Origin of the sequence: Nocardia barduliensis (genome assembly GCF_013315795.1) — a bacterium.
GTDB lineage: Bacteria > Actinomycetota > Actinomycetes > Mycobacteriales > Mycobacteriaceae > Nocardia > Nocardia barduliensis.
In genome coordinates this window covers 16,572-32,900 of sequence record NZ_JABLTE010000062.1, presented here as the reverse complement: position 1 = coordinate 32,900, position 16,329 = coordinate 16,572, and the positions used below count along the sequence as shown (strand labels likewise).

The window sequence follows — 16,329 nt, the reverse complement described above, 5'->3', positions numbered from 1 at the left end:
GGTGGGCTGGGACGACGGTCCGCCCAGCTGGGCGGAGATGGAGCGGGTGCTGTCCGGCCGGGCCGGGCGCAACCCCGACGCGGAGTATCCGGGCGACGGCGGCGACAGCCCCGCGTGGTCGCGCAAACGCGAGCCGTACCGGCCCGAGCCGGTGCGCCGCGCGGACGCGCCGTCGGTCCCGTACGCCGAGCTGCACGCGCACTCGGCCTACAGCTTCCTGGACGGCGCCAGCCATCCGGAGGAGCTGGTGGAGGAGGCGGTGCGGCTCGGCTTGGCGGCGATCGCGCTCACCGACCACGACGGCTTCTACGGCACCGTCCGCTTCGCCGAGGCGGCCAAGGAATGGGGGATGCCCACCGTCTTCGGCGCCGAACTGTCCCTCGGCACGGCGCCCGAGCCGCGCGTTCCCGGCACCGGACGCGGGCACGCCGCCGCCCCCGACTCCGCGCCGCGCACCGGAGCGCCGGACCCGGCCGGTCCACACCTGCTGGTGCTGGCCCGCGGCCAGGAGGGCTACCGCAGGCTGTCGCGCGAGATCGCCGCGGCGCACATGGCCGCGGGCGAGAAAGGCGTTCTGCGCTACGATCTCGACACGCTCACCGCGGCGGCCGAAGGGCACTGGCAGATCCTCACCGGATGCCGGAAGGGACACCTGCGCCGAGCCCTCGAACTCGACCTGCGCACGGGAAGCACCCGGCTGGAGCGGGCGGAGGCCGCGCTGCGCGAGCTGACCGACCGCTTCGGCGGGGACCGGGTGAGCGTGGAACTCACCCACCACGGCATCCCGGAGGACGACGAGCGCAACGCTCACCTCATCGCCTTGGCCGAGCGTCTCGGCCTGCCCGTGCTCGCCACCACCGGAGCGCACTTCGCCGCACCGAGCCAGCGCCGCCGAGCCATGGCGCTCGCGGCGATCCGGGCCAGGCAGAGCCTGGACGAGATGGCGGGCTGGCTGGCCCCCGCGGGCGGCGCGCACCTGCGATCCGGGGCGGAAATGGCGCGGTTGTTCGCCGACTGCCCGCAGGCGGTGGCGAACGCGGCGGCCCTGGCCGGCGAATGCGCCTTCGATCTGCGGCTGATCGCCCCCCACCTGCCGCCGTTCGACGTGCCCGCCGGGCACGACGAGCAGTCCTGGCTGCGTGAACTCACCCTCACCGGCGCCGCGTCGCGCTACGGCTCGCCCGCGCAGAGCCCGGAAGCCTACCGGCAGATCGAGCACGAACTCGCGGTGATCAACGACTTGGAGTTCCCCGGCTACTTCCTGGTGGTGCACGACATCGTCAGCTTCTGCAAGGACAACGACATCCTCTGCCAGGGCCGGGGTTCGGCGGCCAACTCCGCGGTCTGCTACGCGATCGGCATCACCAATGTCGATCCGGTGCGCAACCAACTGCTGTTCGAACGTTTCCTCTCCCCGGAGCGCGACGGTCCGCCGGACATCGATGTCGACATCGAATCCGACCGTCGCGAAGAGGCGATCCAGCACGTCTACCGCAAGTACGGCCGCGAGTACGCCGCGCAGGTGGCCAATGTGATCACCTATCGCGGCAAGTCCGCGGTGCGCGATGCCGCACGGGCGCTGGGGTTCTCGCCCGGCCAGCAGGACGCGTGGAGCAAACAGGTGAGCCGCTGGACCGGCGTCGGCGCCGAGACGAACACCGACATCCCCGCCGAGGTGCTGGAACTGGCCGCCGACATCGAGGGCCTGCCCAGGCACCTGGGCATCCACTCCGGCGGCATGGTGATCTGCGACCGGCCGATCGCCGACGTCTGCCCGGTGGAGTGGGCGCGCATGTCCGGCCGCAGCGTACTGCAGTGGGACAAGGACGATTGCGCCGCCGTCGATCTGGTGAAGTTCGACATGCTCGGCCTCGGCATGCTCTCCGCACTGCACTACATGATCGACCTGGTGCGCGAGCACAAAGGCGAGACCGTCGAGCTGCACTCGCTCGACCTGGCCGAACCCGAGGTCTACGAGATGCTCTCGCGCGCCGACTCGGTGGGCGTCTTCCAGGTCGAGTCGCGCGCGCAGATGGCCACCCTGCCCCGGTTGCGTCCGCGCAGCTTCTACGACCTGGTGGTGGAGGTGGCGCTGATCCGCCCCGGTCCGATCCAGGGCGGGTCGGTGCATCCCTACATCCGCAGGCGCAACGGTGTGGAGGACGTCGTCTACGACCATCCGGCGCTGAAGAATTCGCTGGAACGCACGCTCGGCGTGCCGCTGTTCCAGGAACAGCTCATGCAGATGGCCGTCGACGTCGCCGGATTCACCGCCGTCGAGGCCGATCAGCTGCGCCGCGCCATGGGTTCCAAGCGGTCACCGGAGCGCATGGAACGCCTCAAGTCACGGCTCTACCAGGGCATGCGCGAGCTGCACGGGATCACCGGTGAAATCGCCGACCGCATCTACGAGAAGCTCTACGCCTTCGCGAATTTCGGGTTCCCGGAGAGTCATTCGCAGAGTTTCGCCGCGATCGTGTACTACTCGGCCTGGTTCAAACTGCATCATCCCGCCGCGTTCTGCGCGGGCCTGCTGCGCGCCCAGCCGATGGGTTTCTACTCGCCGCAGTCGCTGGTCGCCGACGCGCGCAGGCACGGGGTCGCGGTGCACGGCCCCGACGTCAACGCCAGCCGTGCCGAAGCCACCCTGGAGGCGGAGGGCAGCGAGGTGCGCCTCGGGCTCGCCTCGGTCCGGCAGATCGGCGACGACCTCGCCGAACGCATCGTCGCCGCCAGGGGCGAGCGGCCCTACACGTCCTTCCTCGACCTGACCGGGCGGGTGGAACTCACCGTCGCCCAAGCGGAATCCCTCGCCACGGCGGGCGCGCTCGGCAGCCTCGGCGTCAGCCGCCGCGAAGCGCTCTGGGCGGCGGGCGCCGCCGCGGGCGAGCGTCCGGACCGGCTGCCCGGTACCGGCGCGGCCACCACCGCGCCCACCCTGCCCGGGATGAGCGATCTGGAGACGGCCGCCGCCGACGTGTGGGCCACGGGCGTCTCGCCGGACAGCTATCCGACGGAGTTCCTGCGCCCGCGCCTGGACGCCCTCGGCGTCATACCGGCCGCGAGTCTGCTCGACGTGCCCGACGGCTCCCGCGTCCTGGTGGGCGGCGCGGTGACGCACCGGCAGCGCCCCGCCACGGCGGAGGGCGTCACCTTCCTCAACCTGGAGGACGAGACCGGCATGGTGAACATCGTCTGCTCGCTGGGGCTGTGGCGGCGCTACCGGCGCCTCGCTCAGGGCGCCGCGGCCCTGCTCATCCGCGGCCGGGTGCAGAATGCCGAGGGCGTGGTCAGCGTGGTCGCCGAACATCTGCAGCGGATGGATCTGCGGATGGCGTCCAAGTCGCGCGACTTCCGTTGAGCCGCTGCTTTAAAGAAGTGTTAGAAGCGTTCTAGAGAACGGTTATGCGAGGCTGTCCGCGCAGCGTAAACGGCTACTGTGCCAGGCATGAGGAAGCTTGCTGTGCTGTGTGTCGGCGTGCTGGGGTTGATTCTGCTCGCCGGCTGCGGGGCCGATGACGCGAAGCCCGCGCGGGACCGGACGTCGTCGGCGGTCACCGGCCCCGCCGCCCCCGCGCTCGTGCCGCCGGGGGTCCACGAGCTGGCGCCGCCGAAGCGGGACAACGGCTCCGGCGGCGAACCGATGGTCGCCCGCAAGGAGGTGGTCACCGGCAGCGTCGAGATCACCGCCGACGCGCCGGTCGCGGCGGCGGGCACGATCATCGAGCGGGTGCGCGCGGCAGGCGGCCGGGTCGACAGCCGCACCGAGCAGCCCGGCACCGACGACAGCGAGCCCAGCGCCACCCTCATCGTCCGGCTGCCCGCGGACAAGACCGACGCGTTCATCGCCGACCTCGACGGGATCGGCCAGGTCACCCGGGTCACCACCAACCGCGACGACGTCACCATGCAGTGGGAGGACCTGGACGCGCGGATCAAGGCGCTGCAAGCCTCGGTCGAGCGGCTGCGCGCGCTCATCGCGGGCGCCACCACCACCTCCGATCTGATCACCGCCGAGCAGGCGCTGTCCAGCCGCCAGGGCGAGCTGGACAGCCTCACCGCGCAGAAGCGACGGCTCGACGACCAGGTCGCCCTGTCCACGCTGACCATCGAGATCACCACCGACGAGAAGAAGTCCGACGACGACCCGGACAGCTTCTGGGACGGCATCGTCTCCGGCTGGAACTCGCTGGTGGACTGGTTGCAGGACGCGGTCGTGTTCAGCGGCAAGGCTATTCCCTGGCTCGCCTTCCTCGCGGTGGCGGCCGCCGTGCTGTGGGGCATCGTCCGGCTGGTGCGGCGCCGCGGGAAGCGCGCGCCGGGTGCGGGAGAATCGGCAGCGGCTCCCGCGGAGCCCGTGAGCAGCGCCTCGGACGGCGCGGAAACCAGCACAGGAGGCAAGAGTGCCGACGGTGGTAAGGGCGGTGATCAAGCCGAACAGCCGTAAGGGCCCGCTGGTGGAAACCCTCGACGACGGCAGCCTGCACCTGTACGTGCGGGCTCCCGCCGTCGAGGGCAAGGCCAACAAGGCGGCCATCGAGTTGCTCGCCGAACACTACGGAGTCGCCAAGTCCGCCGTCCGGCTGACGGCGGGCGCGACCTCCCGTTTCAAACGGTTCGAGATCGACCCGCGCTGACGTCGAACGTGCGGCCGCCTCGGGATCCCGCCGGCGGAGTGTTCAGACGCCGCCGGGAAAGCCGAGCTGACGCCACGCTTCGTACACGGTCACCGCCGCCGCGTTGGAGAGGTTCATGGAGCGGCGGCCGGGCACCATCGGGATGCGCAACCGGTCGGTGATGTGCGGGTCCGCCAGCACCTCCGCGGGCAGTCCGGTGGGTTCGGTGCCGAACAGCAGCACATCGTTCTCCCGGTAGGCCACGTCCGTGAACCGAGTGGTGGCCTGCGTGGTGAACGCGAAAACCCGCTCCGGGCGCAACGCCTCCCACGCCGCCGCCAGATCCGCGTGCACCGTCACCGACGCCAGATCGTGATAGTCCAACCCGGCCCTGCGCAACTTCGGCTCCGACAGCTCGAACCCCAACGGCTCGATCAGATGCAGATGACACCCGGTCCCCGCGACCAACCGAATCGCGTTGCCGGTATTCGGCGGAATGCACGGCTCGTGGAACATCAGATGGAACACCGCCCCAGTCAATCAGGCGTCGCCACCGCCGGGTCGCCGGGACTCCCCGGCCGGGCTCAGCCGAAGCTGCCCGTGCTCGGCTTGCCGATCACGTCGACGGTGACGATGTCGGTCACCGCGGTGTAGCCGTCGCGGGGATCGCCGGGGGGGCGCTCCCAGGCGCATGCGCCACGAACGCGCATCTGTCCGGCGGGCAGGGAACCGTTGCCGAGGGACGTCTGGACCATCTTGCCGTTCGCGATGGCGAACGACGTGGGGTTGTTGCCGCCGAAGATCTCGCCGGTGTCGTCGTTGTACACCCAGCACACACCCTCGGCGTTCGGGTTGTGGAATTTCGCCGACACGGTTCCGGGCACCGAGAAGACTTCCTCGAGCACCGGCGGCGACAGCGGGGGCGTCGCGGTAGCGGTGGCGCCGGAGCCGAGCGCCATCGCCAGCGCCGGAAGGGCGGTGACGGCGAGAAGGGGGAGTCGTCGAGCGATCATGATCGACATGTTGTCAGCCTCCGAGCGCGCCCCTGTTCCCAGGGGTGCGGAAATAGTTGGACAACAATGCTTTTGGTCCAGACATAAGTGGTACCCACAGGCCGGGAGCGAATGTCAGGTTCCGCGGGTACCGATCGGCCCGTGGTCGGGTGCCAACAGCTGGATCAGCGCTGTGATGCTCTGCTCGCCCCGGCCCTCGGCTACCGCTCGGTGCAGCAGGTCGTGCATCGGAGCATGCCAGGACATATCGACGCCCGACTCCGCGCCGAGTCGCTCATCGTCACCGATCGTGGTGTGGAACAGGGCGATCGACGAGCCGAGCCGGGTGTAGTCCCGATTGTCGATCTCGTCGGCCATGACCGGTAGCAGTGACTCGATCATCTGTAGCCATTTAATCGAATACGGCACCATTGTGCGTGCTGCCAGACCGCGCCCGGACAGTATCGCGGCGCCTTCGAAGAATCCGAGCAGTGTGGGCAGCAGTGTGGCGCCGACGGCGGATTCGTAGAGAGCGGCGAGGTCGGGTTCGGCGCCCAGATGGACGAGGTCACCGCCGAGTACTCGCAGTGTTTCCCTGTGCTCCTCGAATACGTCCGGTTCGCCGCCGAAGTACAGCAGCGTGTCCGGTTTTCCGACGGCCGAAGGTACGTTCTTGATCGCGCCACCGAGGAAACGCGCTCCCCGATCGGTCGCCCACCGCGCGAAGTCCCGAGCGTCGGCCGGGGTGCCGCTGTTGAGAGTGACGAGGGTTCGCCCGTTCAGCTCGGTCTCAGCAGCGGTCAGACTGTCGCGGGTCGCTCGGAACGTGGTCAGGCAGGTGATGATCAGCGGGCCGGCGGTGACGGCATCGGCGACGGCGAGCTGTTGGTGCGCGCCCGCGGCCACCAGGGGAGCCGCCCGCTGCGGGCTGCGATTCCACACGGTGGTCGAATACCCCGCTGCGAGAAAGGCCGCTGCGAGGGCGTAACCCATCGAACCTGTGCCGAGCACGGTCACCGCGGTTCTCTGATCGTTCATGCGACTCCAATCGCGCTGTGCCCGTAAAGCGCACTACCTCGTGACAGGATCGAGTGTTTGCCCATCCAGCGACAACGACAAGTACGCACTTTCGGGAGCAGTTCCGAACGTTCAGGTAAGTGCGCAGGCTGCGGGAAGCGGCATCGTAGTTTTGTGACTGGAGTCGCAATCGGCAGCAGTCACGTGCCGCCGCTGCTGATAGACGACGTCATCTCGGAGCTTGCCGCCGGTCGAGCGCTGTCCTGATCAGCTTCCGCACGGCTTCGCCAGTGACGGACTGCCCGGCAAGCGTGTTGAACGCCCGGCCGTAGGTCGCTATCTCTCGCGGCTGGTTGATGGTCAACTCTGCGGCTGTTCCTTCCACCATGACAAGCCGGTTATCGAACATGGCGAAGTTGGTGGACACCACCAGCGCCTCGGCCATGGCCGGAACGATGCCGAGCGTGACACGGGGCATACCGAGGATCGACGCCAGCCGGTCGAGCTGGCCGATCATGACGCCGTCGGTGCCGACGGTCGTGTAAAGGGCCTGCTCGGCGATGAGGAAGTGGAACCGGTGGTCACGCTGGTAGAGCACGCGTTGCCGCTCCATCCGCTTGGACACGGCGTCGTCCACGTCGTCGGGTACCTGGTGGAACTCGATACCCCGCCTCAGCTTGGCTTCGGCATACTCGGCGGTTTGAAGTAGGCCGGGGATGATCTGGGGTTGATAGTCGCGGATGAAGGTCGCTCCGGCTTCGAGTTCGAGCGACTTCTGTTGCCGACGCTTCAGTCCGGTACCGAGGACTCTCCGCCATTCGAGGTATGCCGCGTCGATATTGTGCAGCGTGGCCAGCAGATCAGCGAGCAGGTCACTTCGATCGGCGTGCCTGCAGTAGGCGCGTAGGTCGTCATCGGACGGTTTGATCCGGCCGTATTCGATCTTGGACACCTTGGACTCGTGCCAGCCGGACAACTGGGCGAGCTTCCGATTGGTGAGTCCAGCGGTGCGGCGAAGCTCCCGGAGTTGTGCTCCGAGAGCTTCCCGCGCATCGTGAACGTTGGTCACTGGTTGGCGTACTCCGCGTACGGGGTCGACAGGTCCCATAGTCGCTGCTTCACGCTCCGGCAATAGCCGACGATCCTCGGATCGGTGGTCACCGCCAGTCCCGATGGCTTCCCGCTCTCATTGACCAAGTTGTAGACAACTCGCTCGTTGTCGATCAGCCACCAATCATCGGGTGGCACTTCACCGGCGAGATGCCGGGGTACGTACCGGATATCTTCACCGGCTGCTGTGTTGGTATCGGTGACCGACAACAGCCAGCGGTGATAGTCGGTGTGTGGCACCGTCACAACGCGGACCCGGCTCACGGTCACTCCCCGACGGGTCGTTTCCTCGACCAGATCGTTCCATCGGCTCTTGTGTTGGTCCGGCAAGGCGGGCTCTCCGGCGAGGAAGCGCCGAAACCGATCGGACTCCGCGGGCACAGCGTAGGCGTCCCTCACTTCCAAATGGAAAGCCTCAGCTTCGCAAGCACGAAACAGGGCCACCCAATCCGGTGGCTCATGCTGGAGGTAGAGCACCGTAGAACGTCCTCCTGATCTTCGGAACTTCGATGGCTGTCTCGTTGGCCGCGAGGTCTAGTTGAGCCAGCGTGTCAGGTTCGGTGATCGGCCGGCCGGAAAGGGTGAAGGTACCCCGGCCGGTGTCCGTCATCGTTGCCCCGATGAACGTATCGGCTCGAGCGAAACCCGTGAGCAAGTGCGGGATTTCGATGGTCTCGGGCGAGGTTGTCTCCCATCCCTGGACGAGATACGTGTCTCGGTCGGTGGTGTACAGCGTCGGGCACCCGCCGACATCCGAACCGCCTTTGCCGAGGAACTGTAGGCGCACGTTCTTTCCCCCTGTCGAATACTGAGCACGAGTTTTCCTGTGCAACGTAGATGATCCTCCTCTCGAGCCGGTTTTGTTGGCTGATAGTGGATTTCGAGCACAGTTGTGCAAACACCTGGTGTCTATGTGCAACGGCTCTCTACCGTCCATTCCGGCACGCGGCATCGGGTGAACTCTCCTCGGTGCCGGGTGCCTGCCAACCACGACGGATGGAGTGGACGAATGAGGCCACGGCCGCCAGCGATCGGGTATCTGCGCCGAGATGTATCCGGCGTCTCGCAGACCTGGGATGAGATCCAACTCCGCAGTCTCGCGCAGCGTCTCGGCTACGAACTCGCGAAGACGGTGGCGTTCGGCCCGGAGACCGACAGCCCGCTGAGTCGGCTGATGAACGTCGTTCGCCGAGTGGACGTCGATGCCGTGATCGTTCCCGGTGTCCGGCACTTCGGTGGGGAGGTGCCGCCCGCGTTGGTGCAGGTCGTCGACGTGGTCACGGTGAATCCAGAGCGGACTTACGCGCGCTGGGCGCCCGGGTGCGCCGAGGGCCGGAGGTTCTCACCGGCTGAGCACGACGCATGGCTGAGGTCTCTGGGCAGGTGAGCGAGCGCAATCAACCTCCCGGCGGACCGGGCGCGGATCGGTCTGCAAGAATCGGGGCGTGACCGATGCCGACACGCCGATCGCCGGGCGCCGCAGTCTGGGGGCGCAATTTCTGCGCTGCCATCTGCCGATGGTCGTGGTGACGCTCGTCATCGTGGTGGCGGTGGTGTTCGTCGCGTCCGACCGGTGGCGGCGCGGGGCTTTCTTCTTCGGCGGTGCGACGCTGTTGGCGGCGGCATTCCGGCTGTGCCTGCCGACCGCGCGGGTCGGGTTGCTCGCGGTGCGCAGCAAACCCTTCGACGTCGGCGCGCTGACTCTGCTCGGCTCGAGCATCCTGTTCCTCGCGGCCACGATCAACACCCTCGGCGTCGGCTGACCGCTCGGCGATTCGATGGGCGACCCGGCCGTGCCGGGCCGCCCTCGTGCTCAGCGTGCGGCGGCGTATCGCTCGGCGAAAACTGTTCGCTCGGTCGGACGCCGCCCGGGATGCGGCGGGAGGACGTCGCTGTAGCCGATGGCGACCAGCACCGCGACGGCGAGATCGTCCCGGTCGCCGACCCCGACGGCCTGCTTGACCAGGTCGGCGTCCCACCCGTTCATCGGCGCCGAGGCCAGGCCGAGTCCGGTGGCCGCCAGCATCGCGTAGGTGGCCGCGATCATCGCGTTCTTCACCGCGTTCTCGCGCAGCAGCCCGCGCCGCTCGAGCGCGTGGTACTCGGCGCGCGCGTCGAACATGGCCGTGAAGTCGGCGTTCCACGCGCCGCTGCGGCCGGCGAGTTCGGCGATATCGGCGTTGCCCGCCCGCCATGCGTCGACATCGGCGAGGAAAACCAGCACCACCGGCGCCTCGAGCGGCTGAGGCTGGCCGAACGCCGCTTCGTGCAGTGCGCGGCGACCGGCTTCACCGGTCACCACGACGACCGATCGGTCCTGCATATTCCAGGCGCTCGGCGCCTGCATGGTCAGTTCGAGGAGTTCTTCGATCAGCTCCGGCGGCACCGGATCGGCCCGGTAGTGGCGGACCGTGCGGCGGGTTCGAATGGCTTCGGCGACCGAAAGTGTCTGCGCTTCCATGATTCTTACTATCGGAGAGTCACGCCCTGATAGGAAGAAGGCACTTATTAGTGCGCTACACTCCGAAAGGTGCCCACGTACTTGGATGGTTCCGGTCTACCCGCCGACGTGTACTCCGCGAAGTGCCCCACCCGGGAGGTTCTCGACCACATCGCGGGCAAGTGGACAGTGCTGATCATCGACGCACTCGCGGACGGCACCATGCGCTACACCGATCTCCGCAACCGCATCGAGGGCATCTCCCAGAAGATGCTGACGCAAACCCTGCGGCTGCTGGAGGCGGACGGATTCGTCACGCGCACAGTGCATCCGACCATTCCACCCCGGGTCGACTACACCCTCACCGAACTCGGTCACAGCCTGCGCACACCGATCGCGGCGCTGCGGGACTGGATCGAAAGCAACATCAACCGGATCGAAGCGGCGCGACGAGCGGCGCGGTGACCAGTCGACGCTGCGAGCCAGGTCTACGGCGGGAAGCTCGATCAGCGTTCGGGCCGCACGCCGTCCCTGGCTAGTCGCATCGTCTCGGTGAGCAGCTTCGACACCGCCGCCGCCTCGGTGAGGAACCCGTCGTGCCCGTCGCGGGAGTGCACGATCTCCAGTCCGTCGCAGCCGGGTAGCAGATCGGCGAGTTCCTGCTGGGTGCGCAGCGGGTACAGGCGGTCGGAGTCGACGCCGCCGACCACGCAGGGCACCGGCGTCGCCGCGAGCGCCGCCTCGATGCCGCCGCGACCTCGGCCGACGTCGTGGCGGTTCATCGCCTCGGTCAGCAACACATAGGTGGCGGGATCGAAACGCTTGCACAGCTTCTCGGCCTGGTGGTCCAGGTAGCTCTGCACCGCGTACCGGCCGCCGTGCCACGGGTCCTCGTCGTCCTGTGGCTTGTTCTCGAACCGGTGGTCCAGCTCGAACTCGGTGCGGTAGGTCAGGTGCGCGATCCGCCGAGCCAGGGCCATGCCCGTCATCGGGGCGCGGCCGGTGCCGTGATACTCGCCGCCCTGCCAATCCGGATCGCTCTTGATCGCCGCGATCTGGGTGGTCTGGGTGCCGATCTGATCGGCGGTGGCGCGGGCGCCGACCGCGAGCACCAGCGCGGCGGCGACCCGCTCCGGTGCGCCGACCATCCACTCCAGCACCCGCATGCCGCCCATCGAACCGCCCACCACGGCGGCGAGCCGCTCGATGCCGAGCAGGTCGAGCAGAGCGGCTTCCGCGGTCACCTGGTCGCGGATGGAGATCTCGGGAAACCGTGCTCCCCAAAGCTGCCCGTCCGGAGCGGGCGTGGACGGCCCGGTGCTGCCCTTACAGCCGCCGAGCACGTTCGTCGCGATCACACACCATTCGTCGGTGTCCAGTGGCGCGCCGGGACCGACCATGCCGTCCCACCAGCCGGGCATATCGTGCACGTCGTCGGGCTTGCCGACGACGTGCGAATCGCCGGTCAGCGCGTGTTCGACCAGCACGACGTTGTCCAGTTCGGGGGAGAGCTCACCCCACCGCTGCACCGCCAAGTGCACGTCCGGGATGACCGCTCCGTTCTCCAGCCGCACGTCGCCGATGGCGATGACGCCCAGTTGCCCGTCCGGGGGCGGCAGCGCGGCGGCGGAAGTCCGGGCGCTCCGTTCGGTACTCACGGTCACGTCGTCGCCGCCGCGAAACCGGTGCGCGGGTCGGCCGGAATGTTCGGGATGCCGACCGCGAGCCGGGCCGGTCCGGCGGCGAGCCGTTCCTCGGGTGTGAGCCGCGAATGCGTCGTCGACGCGGGGTGAATCACGAGGGAACGCATCCTGCCGATGTTAGCCATGCGGCGGTACGGGGCTGCTCCGTCCTGAGCGGGCCGGTGGATCGGCGAAGCAGGCGCGGCGGTGGCCCCGTGCGGGGTGCGGCCCGCGCGGATCCGCTCGGTCCCGTAGGACCACTGCGCCGGGTCGTGCTCGACCCCGCGCGCGATGGATTCACTCATGGTTGCTCCCAAGAAGGTGTACGCCGGTACAGCAGGGTTAGCGGTGTGTCCAACAACACATCCCGGCGACCTCCTGTTACGCGCTTGCTCCCGGCTTTCGGGAGCCAGGTCATCACCCGGAGCACCCCACCGCGGATGGAGGGTTGCCGACCAGCGAGCCGGGGCTTGGCGCTGGTACTCATGACCTGCCCGGCATCATAACCGGCGCGCCGTCAGCGTTCGAAATCCTCCCGCGCACCCACCGCATCGGGGGACGTCGGCGTGACGCAGCAGGTGCGCACGAATTCGTCGTAGGTCTCGGTGAAGGCCGCGCGCCCCGCCCGGGCCGCGACGGCCATGTCCTCGTCCAGGAACGAAGCGTCCGAGCACTCCATACCGAGGTGGCCGATCAGCTGCCAGGTGCCGACGATGAGCCGCACCGCGCGAGCGTCCGGTTCGGTGCCAAGGCGCTCGGCGACCGCGGCGGCGATGGCCGCGTTCTTGTCGTCGGCATGTTCCAGACCGCGCGCGCTGACCGACGGACTACTGCGCAGTATCCGCTGGATCTGCTGGAACTGCCGGAACGACAGCGGGTCGGCCTCGCCCGCCTCGGCGGCTTGGTCGACCACGCGCAGGAAGGCCTCCCTGAGCGCGGCGAGTTCGTTGCCGGTGCGCGGCAGCCCGCGCAGGGTCTCGGCCACGGTGCGCCCGAAGTCCTGGGTCGGCGCAAGGACGATGTCCTCTTTGCTGTCGAAATAGCGGTTGATCGTGCGCGGCGAGACGTCCGCTACGTGGGCGATCTGCTCGATGGTGGTCGCTTCGAAGCCTTGGCTGTCGCACAGGTCGAGGGCCGCCGCGATGATGCGCGACCTCGTCTGCTGCTTCTTGCGTTCGCGCAGGCCGGGGGCGCTCGCGGCTGCGGCGGCGCTCGCGCCCGTCGGCGCCGATGACTCGAGCATGTCCCGATGGTAACGCAACCTCCCGTTTTTCTGTCCTTAACAGTCAAATGTCGGATTGCGACATTTTTCGCTTGACGACAAATGTCGCTCGATGTCAGGATGGCTCGAGTTCATCGAGGGACGAGGAGATGACCGTGACGGACACGGGGACAGCGGTGCACACACCGCGCAAGACGGGGGGCTCAGCGCGCTGGCTCGCGCTGGCAGTGATCGCATTGGCCCAGCTCATGGTGGTTCTGGACGCCACCATCGTGACCATCTCGCTGCCATTCGCGCAGCGTGATCTCGACATCAGCGACGGCAACCGGCAATGGATGCTGACCGCCTACACGCTGATTTTCGGCGGCCTGCTGCTGTTGGGTGGCCGGATGGCCGACTACCTGGGCCGCCGCCGGATCTTCATCATCGGCCTGATCGGCTTCGCGGGGGCTTCGGCGCTTGCCGGTCTCGCCCAGAACGGTGCGGAGATGTTCGCCGGACGGGCGCTACAGGGCGCGTTCGCCGCGCTCCTCGCGCCCGCCGCGCTGTCGCTGCTGTCGGTGACGTTCACCGAGCCCGGTGAGCGGGCCACCGCCTTCGGTGTATTCGCGGGTATCTCCGCGGGCGGCGCGGCGCTCGGCCTGATCGCGGGCGGCGCGCTCACCGAGTACGCGTCGTGGCGCTGGTGCCTGCTGGTCAATACGCCGATCGCACTGCTCGCGCTGCTCGGAGCGCTGGCCTGGGTGGTGAAGGACGTCCCGGCGCCGCGGGTCGGGGGATACGACGTGCCCGGTGCCGTCACCGTGACGCTGGGCCTGATCGCCATCGTGTACGGCTTCAGCCGCGCCGCCGAGGACGGCTGGCTGGCCGGCGGCACCCTGGCGCTGCTGATCGCCGGACCGGTCCTGCTCGCCGCCTTCGTCGTGATCGAACGGCGGTCGTCCAACCCGCTGCTGCCGCTGCACATCCCGGGCGAGATCAACCGGGGCGGGGCGTTCCTCGCGGCACTGCTCATCCCGATCGCGATGTTCGCGATGTTCCTGTTCCTGAGCTTCTACTTCCAGATCACGCTGGGCTACTCCGCGCTGAAGGCGGGCTTCGCGTTCCTGCCCTTCCCGGCGGGCATCGCGATCTCGGCGGGCGTCACCAGCGCCCTGCTGCCGAAGCTCGGCCCCCGCCCGCTGATGGTGGCCGGCGCCGTGCTGGGTGTCGTCGGCTTGGTCCTGCTGGCGCAGCTCGGCTATGGCGACAGCTTCGTCGCCGGGGTGCTGCCCGCCCAGGTGCTCATCGCGCTCGGCATGGGTCCGCTGTTCGTCGGGATGCAGACGGTCGCGCTGCACCAAGTGGAGGAAGCGGACTCGGGTGTCGCGTCCGCGCTGCTGAATGCGGCGCAGCAGGTCGGAGGCGCGGTCGGGACGGCGCTGCTGACCACCATCTCGGTGCAGGTCGCCGAGAGCTTCGCGCGGGCCAACCCCGGCCTCGACGACCTGGCCGCGCGCGCCGCGATCCACAGCTACGACGTGGCCTTCTACGTCGGCGCCGGGTTCTTCCTCGCGGCCGTCCCGATCATCGCGCTGATGATCAGGGACCGGCCGCAGAACCTGATCGAAGGCTCCGAGGAAGGGGCGCGGGTTCCGGTCGCGGTCTGATCCACCGGCGGCGAGGTCCGCGCGGCGTCACGGCGTCGCGCGGACCCGGTCGTTTGCGGAGTAGTTGCCGCGATGGTTGCCGAGCCCGGAGGGAAAGCGGATCATGGCGACGACGGCGGTCGCGCGGGAGCCCGCCGCGGTGCTGGAAAACGCCGCTGACCTACCAATCGGTAACAAAGGAGTCCGGCTCACTCCGGGGGCTGCCCGTGCGGTGAGGACTTGGGCAGCAGTACGCTTGTCTTGTTTGCACCACACGTCTCGCCGACAACGCGAGACATATACGTTGTCTGTTGGAACAGCTGGGGTCCGCTCACAAGCGTGTTCGCCTGGCCGTGCAATGAGGGCACCATCCTAGGAGGACACGAAGATCCATGTCCAAGATCAAGGTTGAAGGCACCGTCGTAGAACTCGACGGCGACGAGATGACCCGGATCATCTGGCAGTTCATCAAGGACAAGCTGATCCATCCGTATCTCGACGTGAATCTGGAGTACTACGACCTCGGCATCGAATACCGAGACAAGACAGACGACCAGGTCACCGTCGACGCCGCCGAGGCCATCAAGCGGCACGGCGTCGGCGTGAAGTGCGCCACCATCACCCCGGACGAGGCGCGGGTCAAGGAATTCGGCCTCAAGAAGATGTGGCGTTCGCCCAACGGCACCATCCGCAACATCCTGGGTGGCACCATCTTCCGCGCCCCGATCATCATCTCGAACGTTCCCCGGCTGGTTCCCGGCTGGACCAAGCCGATCATCATCGGCCGTCACGCTTTCGGTGACCAGTACCGCGCCACCGACTTCAAGGTCTTCCAGGGCGGCACCGTCACCTTGACCTTCACCCCGGACGACGGCAGCGAGCCGATCGTGCACGAGGTCGTGAAGATGCCCGAGGACGGCGGCGTCGTCATGGGCATGTACAACTTCCGCAAGTCGATCGAGGATTTCGCGCGGGCCTCGTTCAACTACGGCCTGCAGCAGAACTATCCGGTGTACATGTCGACGAAGAACACCATCCTGAAGGCCTACGACGGCATGTTCAAGGACACCTTCCAGGACATCTTCGACGCCGAGTTCAAGAGCCAGTTCGACGCCGCGGGCCTGACCTACGAGCACCGCCTGATCGACGACATGGTCGCCTCCTCCATGAAGTGGGAGGGCGGCTACGTCTGGGCGTGCAAGAACTACGACGGCGACGTGCAGTCCGACACCGTGGCCCAGGGCTTCGGTTCGCTCGGCCTGATGACGTCGGTGCTGCTCACCCCGGACGGCCAGACCTGTGAGGCGGAGGCCGCCCACGGCACCGTCACCCGGCACTACCGCCAGCACCAGCAGGGCAAGCCGACCTCGACCAACCCGATCGCGTCGATCTTCGCCTGGACCCGGGGCCTCGAGCACCGCGGCAAGCTGGACAACACCCCTGAGGTCATCGGCTTCGCGCAGACCCTCGAAGACGTCGTCATCAAGACCGTCGAGGGCGGCCAGATGACCAAGGACCTCGCGCTGCTCGTCGGCGGGGACCAGGGTTACCTGAGCACCGAGGAGTTCCTCGGCGCGCTGGACGCCAACCTGGCTCGCGCACTGCGCTGAGTTCGCGGGGCC

17 protein-coding genes, 1 pseudogene and 1 riboswitch are annotated in these 16,329 nt (G+C 68.1%); of the genes and pseudogenes, 8 read left to right on the top strand and 10 right to left on the bottom strand.

Annotation, left to right across the window (positions count from 1 at the left end; translation table 11 throughout):
- The first annotated feature begins 1 nt into the window (after position 1).
- The 3 genes from HOV91_RS24385 (at position 2) to HOV91_RS24375 (ending at position 4,637) form a co-directional block, all read left to right on the top strand.
- The gene (locus HOV91_RS24385) at positions 2-3,361 is read left to right on the top strand and encodes an error-prone DNA polymerase (protein WP_312884752.1); all 3,360 of its coding nucleotides are present in this window, start codon (positions 2-4) and stop codon (positions 3,359-3,361) included.
- A gap of 87 nt (positions 3,362-3,448) precedes the next feature.
- Positions 3,449-4,447, top strand: a complete 999-nt coding sequence (locus HOV91_RS24380) for a DUF4349 domain-containing protein (protein ID WP_174187720.1) — start codon at positions 3,449-3,451, stop codon at positions 4,445-4,447.
- The gene (locus HOV91_RS24375; RefSeq protein WP_174187719.1) at positions 4,404-4,637 is read left to right on the top strand and encodes a DUF167 domain-containing protein; all 234 of its coding nucleotides are present in this window, start codon (positions 4,404-4,406) and stop codon (positions 4,635-4,637) included. Before HOV91_RS24380 ends, HOV91_RS24375 begins: the two co-directional genes overlap by 44 nt.
- Positions 4,638-4,679: 42 nt before the next feature.
- Here the strand turns inward: HOV91_RS24375 and HOV91_RS24370 are convergent, their stop codons facing one another.
- From HOV91_RS24370 to HOV91_RS24345, 6 genes are all read right to left on the bottom strand, one after another.
- On the bottom strand, positions 4,680-5,144 hold the full coding sequence (locus tag HOV91_RS24370) for a tRNA (cytidine(34)-2'-O)-methyltransferase (protein ID WP_174187718.1): 465 nt from the start codon (positions 5,142-5,144) through the stop codon (positions 4,680-4,682).
- A 56-nt stretch (positions 5,145-5,200) separates the two neighbouring features.
- Positions 5,201-5,638 carry a hypothetical protein gene (locus HOV91_RS24365; RefSeq protein ID WP_174187717.1) on the bottom strand — a complete coding sequence of 146 codons (438 nt, stop codon included), beginning with the start codon at positions 5,636-5,638 and terminating at the stop codon, positions 5,201-5,203.
- 105 nt (positions 5,639-5,743) lie between these two features.
- The gene (locus HOV91_RS24360; RefSeq protein ID WP_174187716.1) at positions 5,744-6,646 is read right to left on the bottom strand and encodes an NAD(P)-dependent oxidoreductase; all 903 of its coding nucleotides are present in this window, start codon (positions 6,644-6,646) and stop codon (positions 5,744-5,746) included.
- Between the two features lie 208 nt (positions 6,647-6,854).
- On the bottom strand, positions 6,855-7,694 hold the full coding sequence (locus HOV91_RS24355) for a helix-turn-helix domain-containing protein (RefSeq protein WP_174187715.1): 840 nt from the start codon (positions 7,692-7,694) through the stop codon (positions 6,855-6,857).
- Positions 7,691-8,212 carry a DUF6879 family protein gene (locus HOV91_RS24350; protein WP_312884751.1) on the bottom strand — a complete coding sequence of 174 codons (522 nt, stop codon included), beginning with the start codon at positions 8,210-8,212 and terminating at the stop codon, positions 7,691-7,693. The genes HOV91_RS24355 and HOV91_RS24350 overlap by 4 nt, the downstream gene beginning before the upstream one ends.
- Entirely contained in the window at positions 8,193-8,567 is a 375-nt protein-coding gene (locus HOV91_RS24345; protein WP_217441091.1) for a hypothetical protein, read from the bottom strand. Before HOV91_RS24345 ends, HOV91_RS24350 begins: the two co-directional genes overlap by 20 nt.
- 177 nt (positions 8,568-8,744) lie before the next feature.
- On the opposite strand from HOV91_RS24345, the gene HOV91_RS24340 reads away from it, so the two are divergent.
- Both HOV91_RS24340 and HOV91_RS24335 read left to right on the top strand, forming a co-directional pair.
- A complete protein-coding gene (locus tag HOV91_RS24340; protein ID WP_174187714.1) occupies positions 8,745-9,122 on the top strand; it encodes a hypothetical protein in 378 nt (125 codons plus the stop codon).
- Between the two features lie 130 nt (positions 9,123-9,252).
- Positions 9,253-9,498, top strand: coding sequence for a DUF3017 domain-containing protein (locus HOV91_RS24335; RefSeq protein ID WP_051174893.1), 246 nt, complete (start codon positions 9,253-9,255; stop codon positions 9,496-9,498).
- 50 nt (positions 9,499-9,548) lie between these two features.
- Here the strand turns inward: HOV91_RS24335 and HOV91_RS24330 are convergent, their stop codons facing one another.
- The gene (locus HOV91_RS24330) at positions 9,549-10,196 is read right to left on the bottom strand and encodes a nitroreductase family protein (RefSeq protein WP_174187713.1); all 648 of its coding nucleotides are present in this window, start codon (positions 10,194-10,196) and stop codon (positions 9,549-9,551) included.
- Between the two features lie 69 nt (positions 10,197-10,265).
- Between HOV91_RS24330 and HOV91_RS24325 the strand changes: the two genes are divergently transcribed.
- Positions 10,266-10,640 carry a winged helix-turn-helix transcriptional regulator gene (locus tag HOV91_RS24325; RefSeq protein ID WP_174187712.1) on the top strand — a complete coding sequence of 125 codons (375 nt, stop codon included), beginning with the start codon at positions 10,266-10,268 and terminating at the stop codon, positions 10,638-10,640.
- Positions 10,641-10,681: 41 nt separating this feature from the next.
- Here the strand turns inward: HOV91_RS24325 and metX are convergent, their stop codons facing one another.
- The 3 genes and pseudogenes from metX to HOV91_RS24310 all read right to left on the bottom strand — a co-directional run bounded on the left by metX (position 10,682) and on the right by HOV91_RS24310 (position 13,100).
- The gene (gene metX / locus HOV91_RS24320; RefSeq protein WP_174187711.1) at positions 10,682-11,839 is read right to left on the bottom strand and encodes a homoserine O-acetyltransferase MetX; all 1,158 of its coding nucleotides are present in this window, start codon (positions 11,837-11,839) and stop codon (positions 10,682-10,684) included.
- Positions 11,836-12,012: pseudogene (locus HOV91_RS24315) on the bottom strand (O-acetyl-L-homoserine sulfhydrolase); the annotation flags it as partial. The pseudogene HOV91_RS24315 and the gene metX, both read right to left, overlap by 4 nt.
- 225 nt (positions 12,013-12,237) lie before the next feature.
- A riboswitch (SAM riboswitch) is annotated at positions 12,238-12,348 on the bottom strand.
- Positions 12,349-12,374: 26 nt separating this feature from the next.
- Positions 12,375-13,100 (bottom strand): TetR/AcrR family transcriptional regulator, encoded by a 726-nt coding sequence (locus HOV91_RS24310; RefSeq protein ID WP_174187710.1) that lies wholly within the window; start codon positions 13,098-13,100, stop codon positions 12,375-12,377.
- A 128-nt stretch (positions 13,101-13,228) separates the two neighbouring features.
- On the opposite strand from HOV91_RS24310, the gene HOV91_RS24305 reads away from it, so the two are divergent.
- Entirely contained in the window at positions 13,229-14,728 is a 1,500-nt protein-coding gene (locus HOV91_RS24305) for an MFS transporter (RefSeq protein ID WP_174187709.1), read from the top strand.
- Positions 14,729-15,099: 371 nt separating this feature from the next.
- The gene (locus HOV91_RS24300) at positions 15,100-16,317 is read left to right on the top strand and encodes an NADP-dependent isocitrate dehydrogenase (RefSeq protein WP_040864988.1); all 1,218 of its coding nucleotides are present in this window, start codon (positions 15,100-15,102) and stop codon (positions 16,315-16,317) included.
- The last annotated feature ends 12 nt before the right edge of the window (positions 16,318-16,329 follow it).

Bases quoted from the DNA above. Each gene is read 5' to 3' on its own strand.
- HOV91_RS24380 (WP_174187720.1), top strand. From the start codon at position 3,449: ATGAGGAAGCTTGCTGTGCTGTGTGTCGGCGTGCTGGGGTTGATTCTG.
- HOV91_RS24365 (WP_174187717.1), bottom strand. From the start codon at position 5,638: ATGTCGATCATGATCGCTCGACGACTCCCCCTTCTCGCCGTCACCGCC.
- HOV91_RS24360 (WP_174187716.1), bottom strand. From the start codon at position 6,646: ATGAACGATCAGAGAACCGCGGTGACCGTGCTCGGCACAGGTTCGATG.
- HOV91_RS24340 (WP_174187714.1), top strand. From the start codon at position 8,745: ATGAGGCCACGGCCGCCAGCGATCGGGTATCTGCGCCGAGATGTATCC.
- HOV91_RS24335 (WP_051174893.1), top strand. From the start codon at position 9,253: ATGGTCGTGGTGACGCTCGTCATCGTGGTGGCGGTGGTGTTCGTCGCG.
- HOV91_RS24330 (WP_174187713.1), bottom strand. From the start codon at position 10,196: ATGGAAGCGCAGACACTTTCGGTCGCCGAAGCCATTCGAACCCGCCGC.
- HOV91_RS24310 (WP_174187710.1), bottom strand. From the start codon at position 13,100: ATGCTCGAGTCATCGGCGCCGACGGGCGCGAGCGCCGCCGCAGCCGCG.
- HOV91_RS24305 (WP_174187709.1), top strand. From the start codon at position 13,229: ATGACCGTGACGGACACGGGGACAGCGGTGCACACACCGCGCAAGACG.
- HOV91_RS24300 (WP_040864988.1), top strand. From the start codon at position 15,100: ATGTCCAAGATCAAGGTTGAAGGCACCGTCGTAGAACTCGACGGCGAC.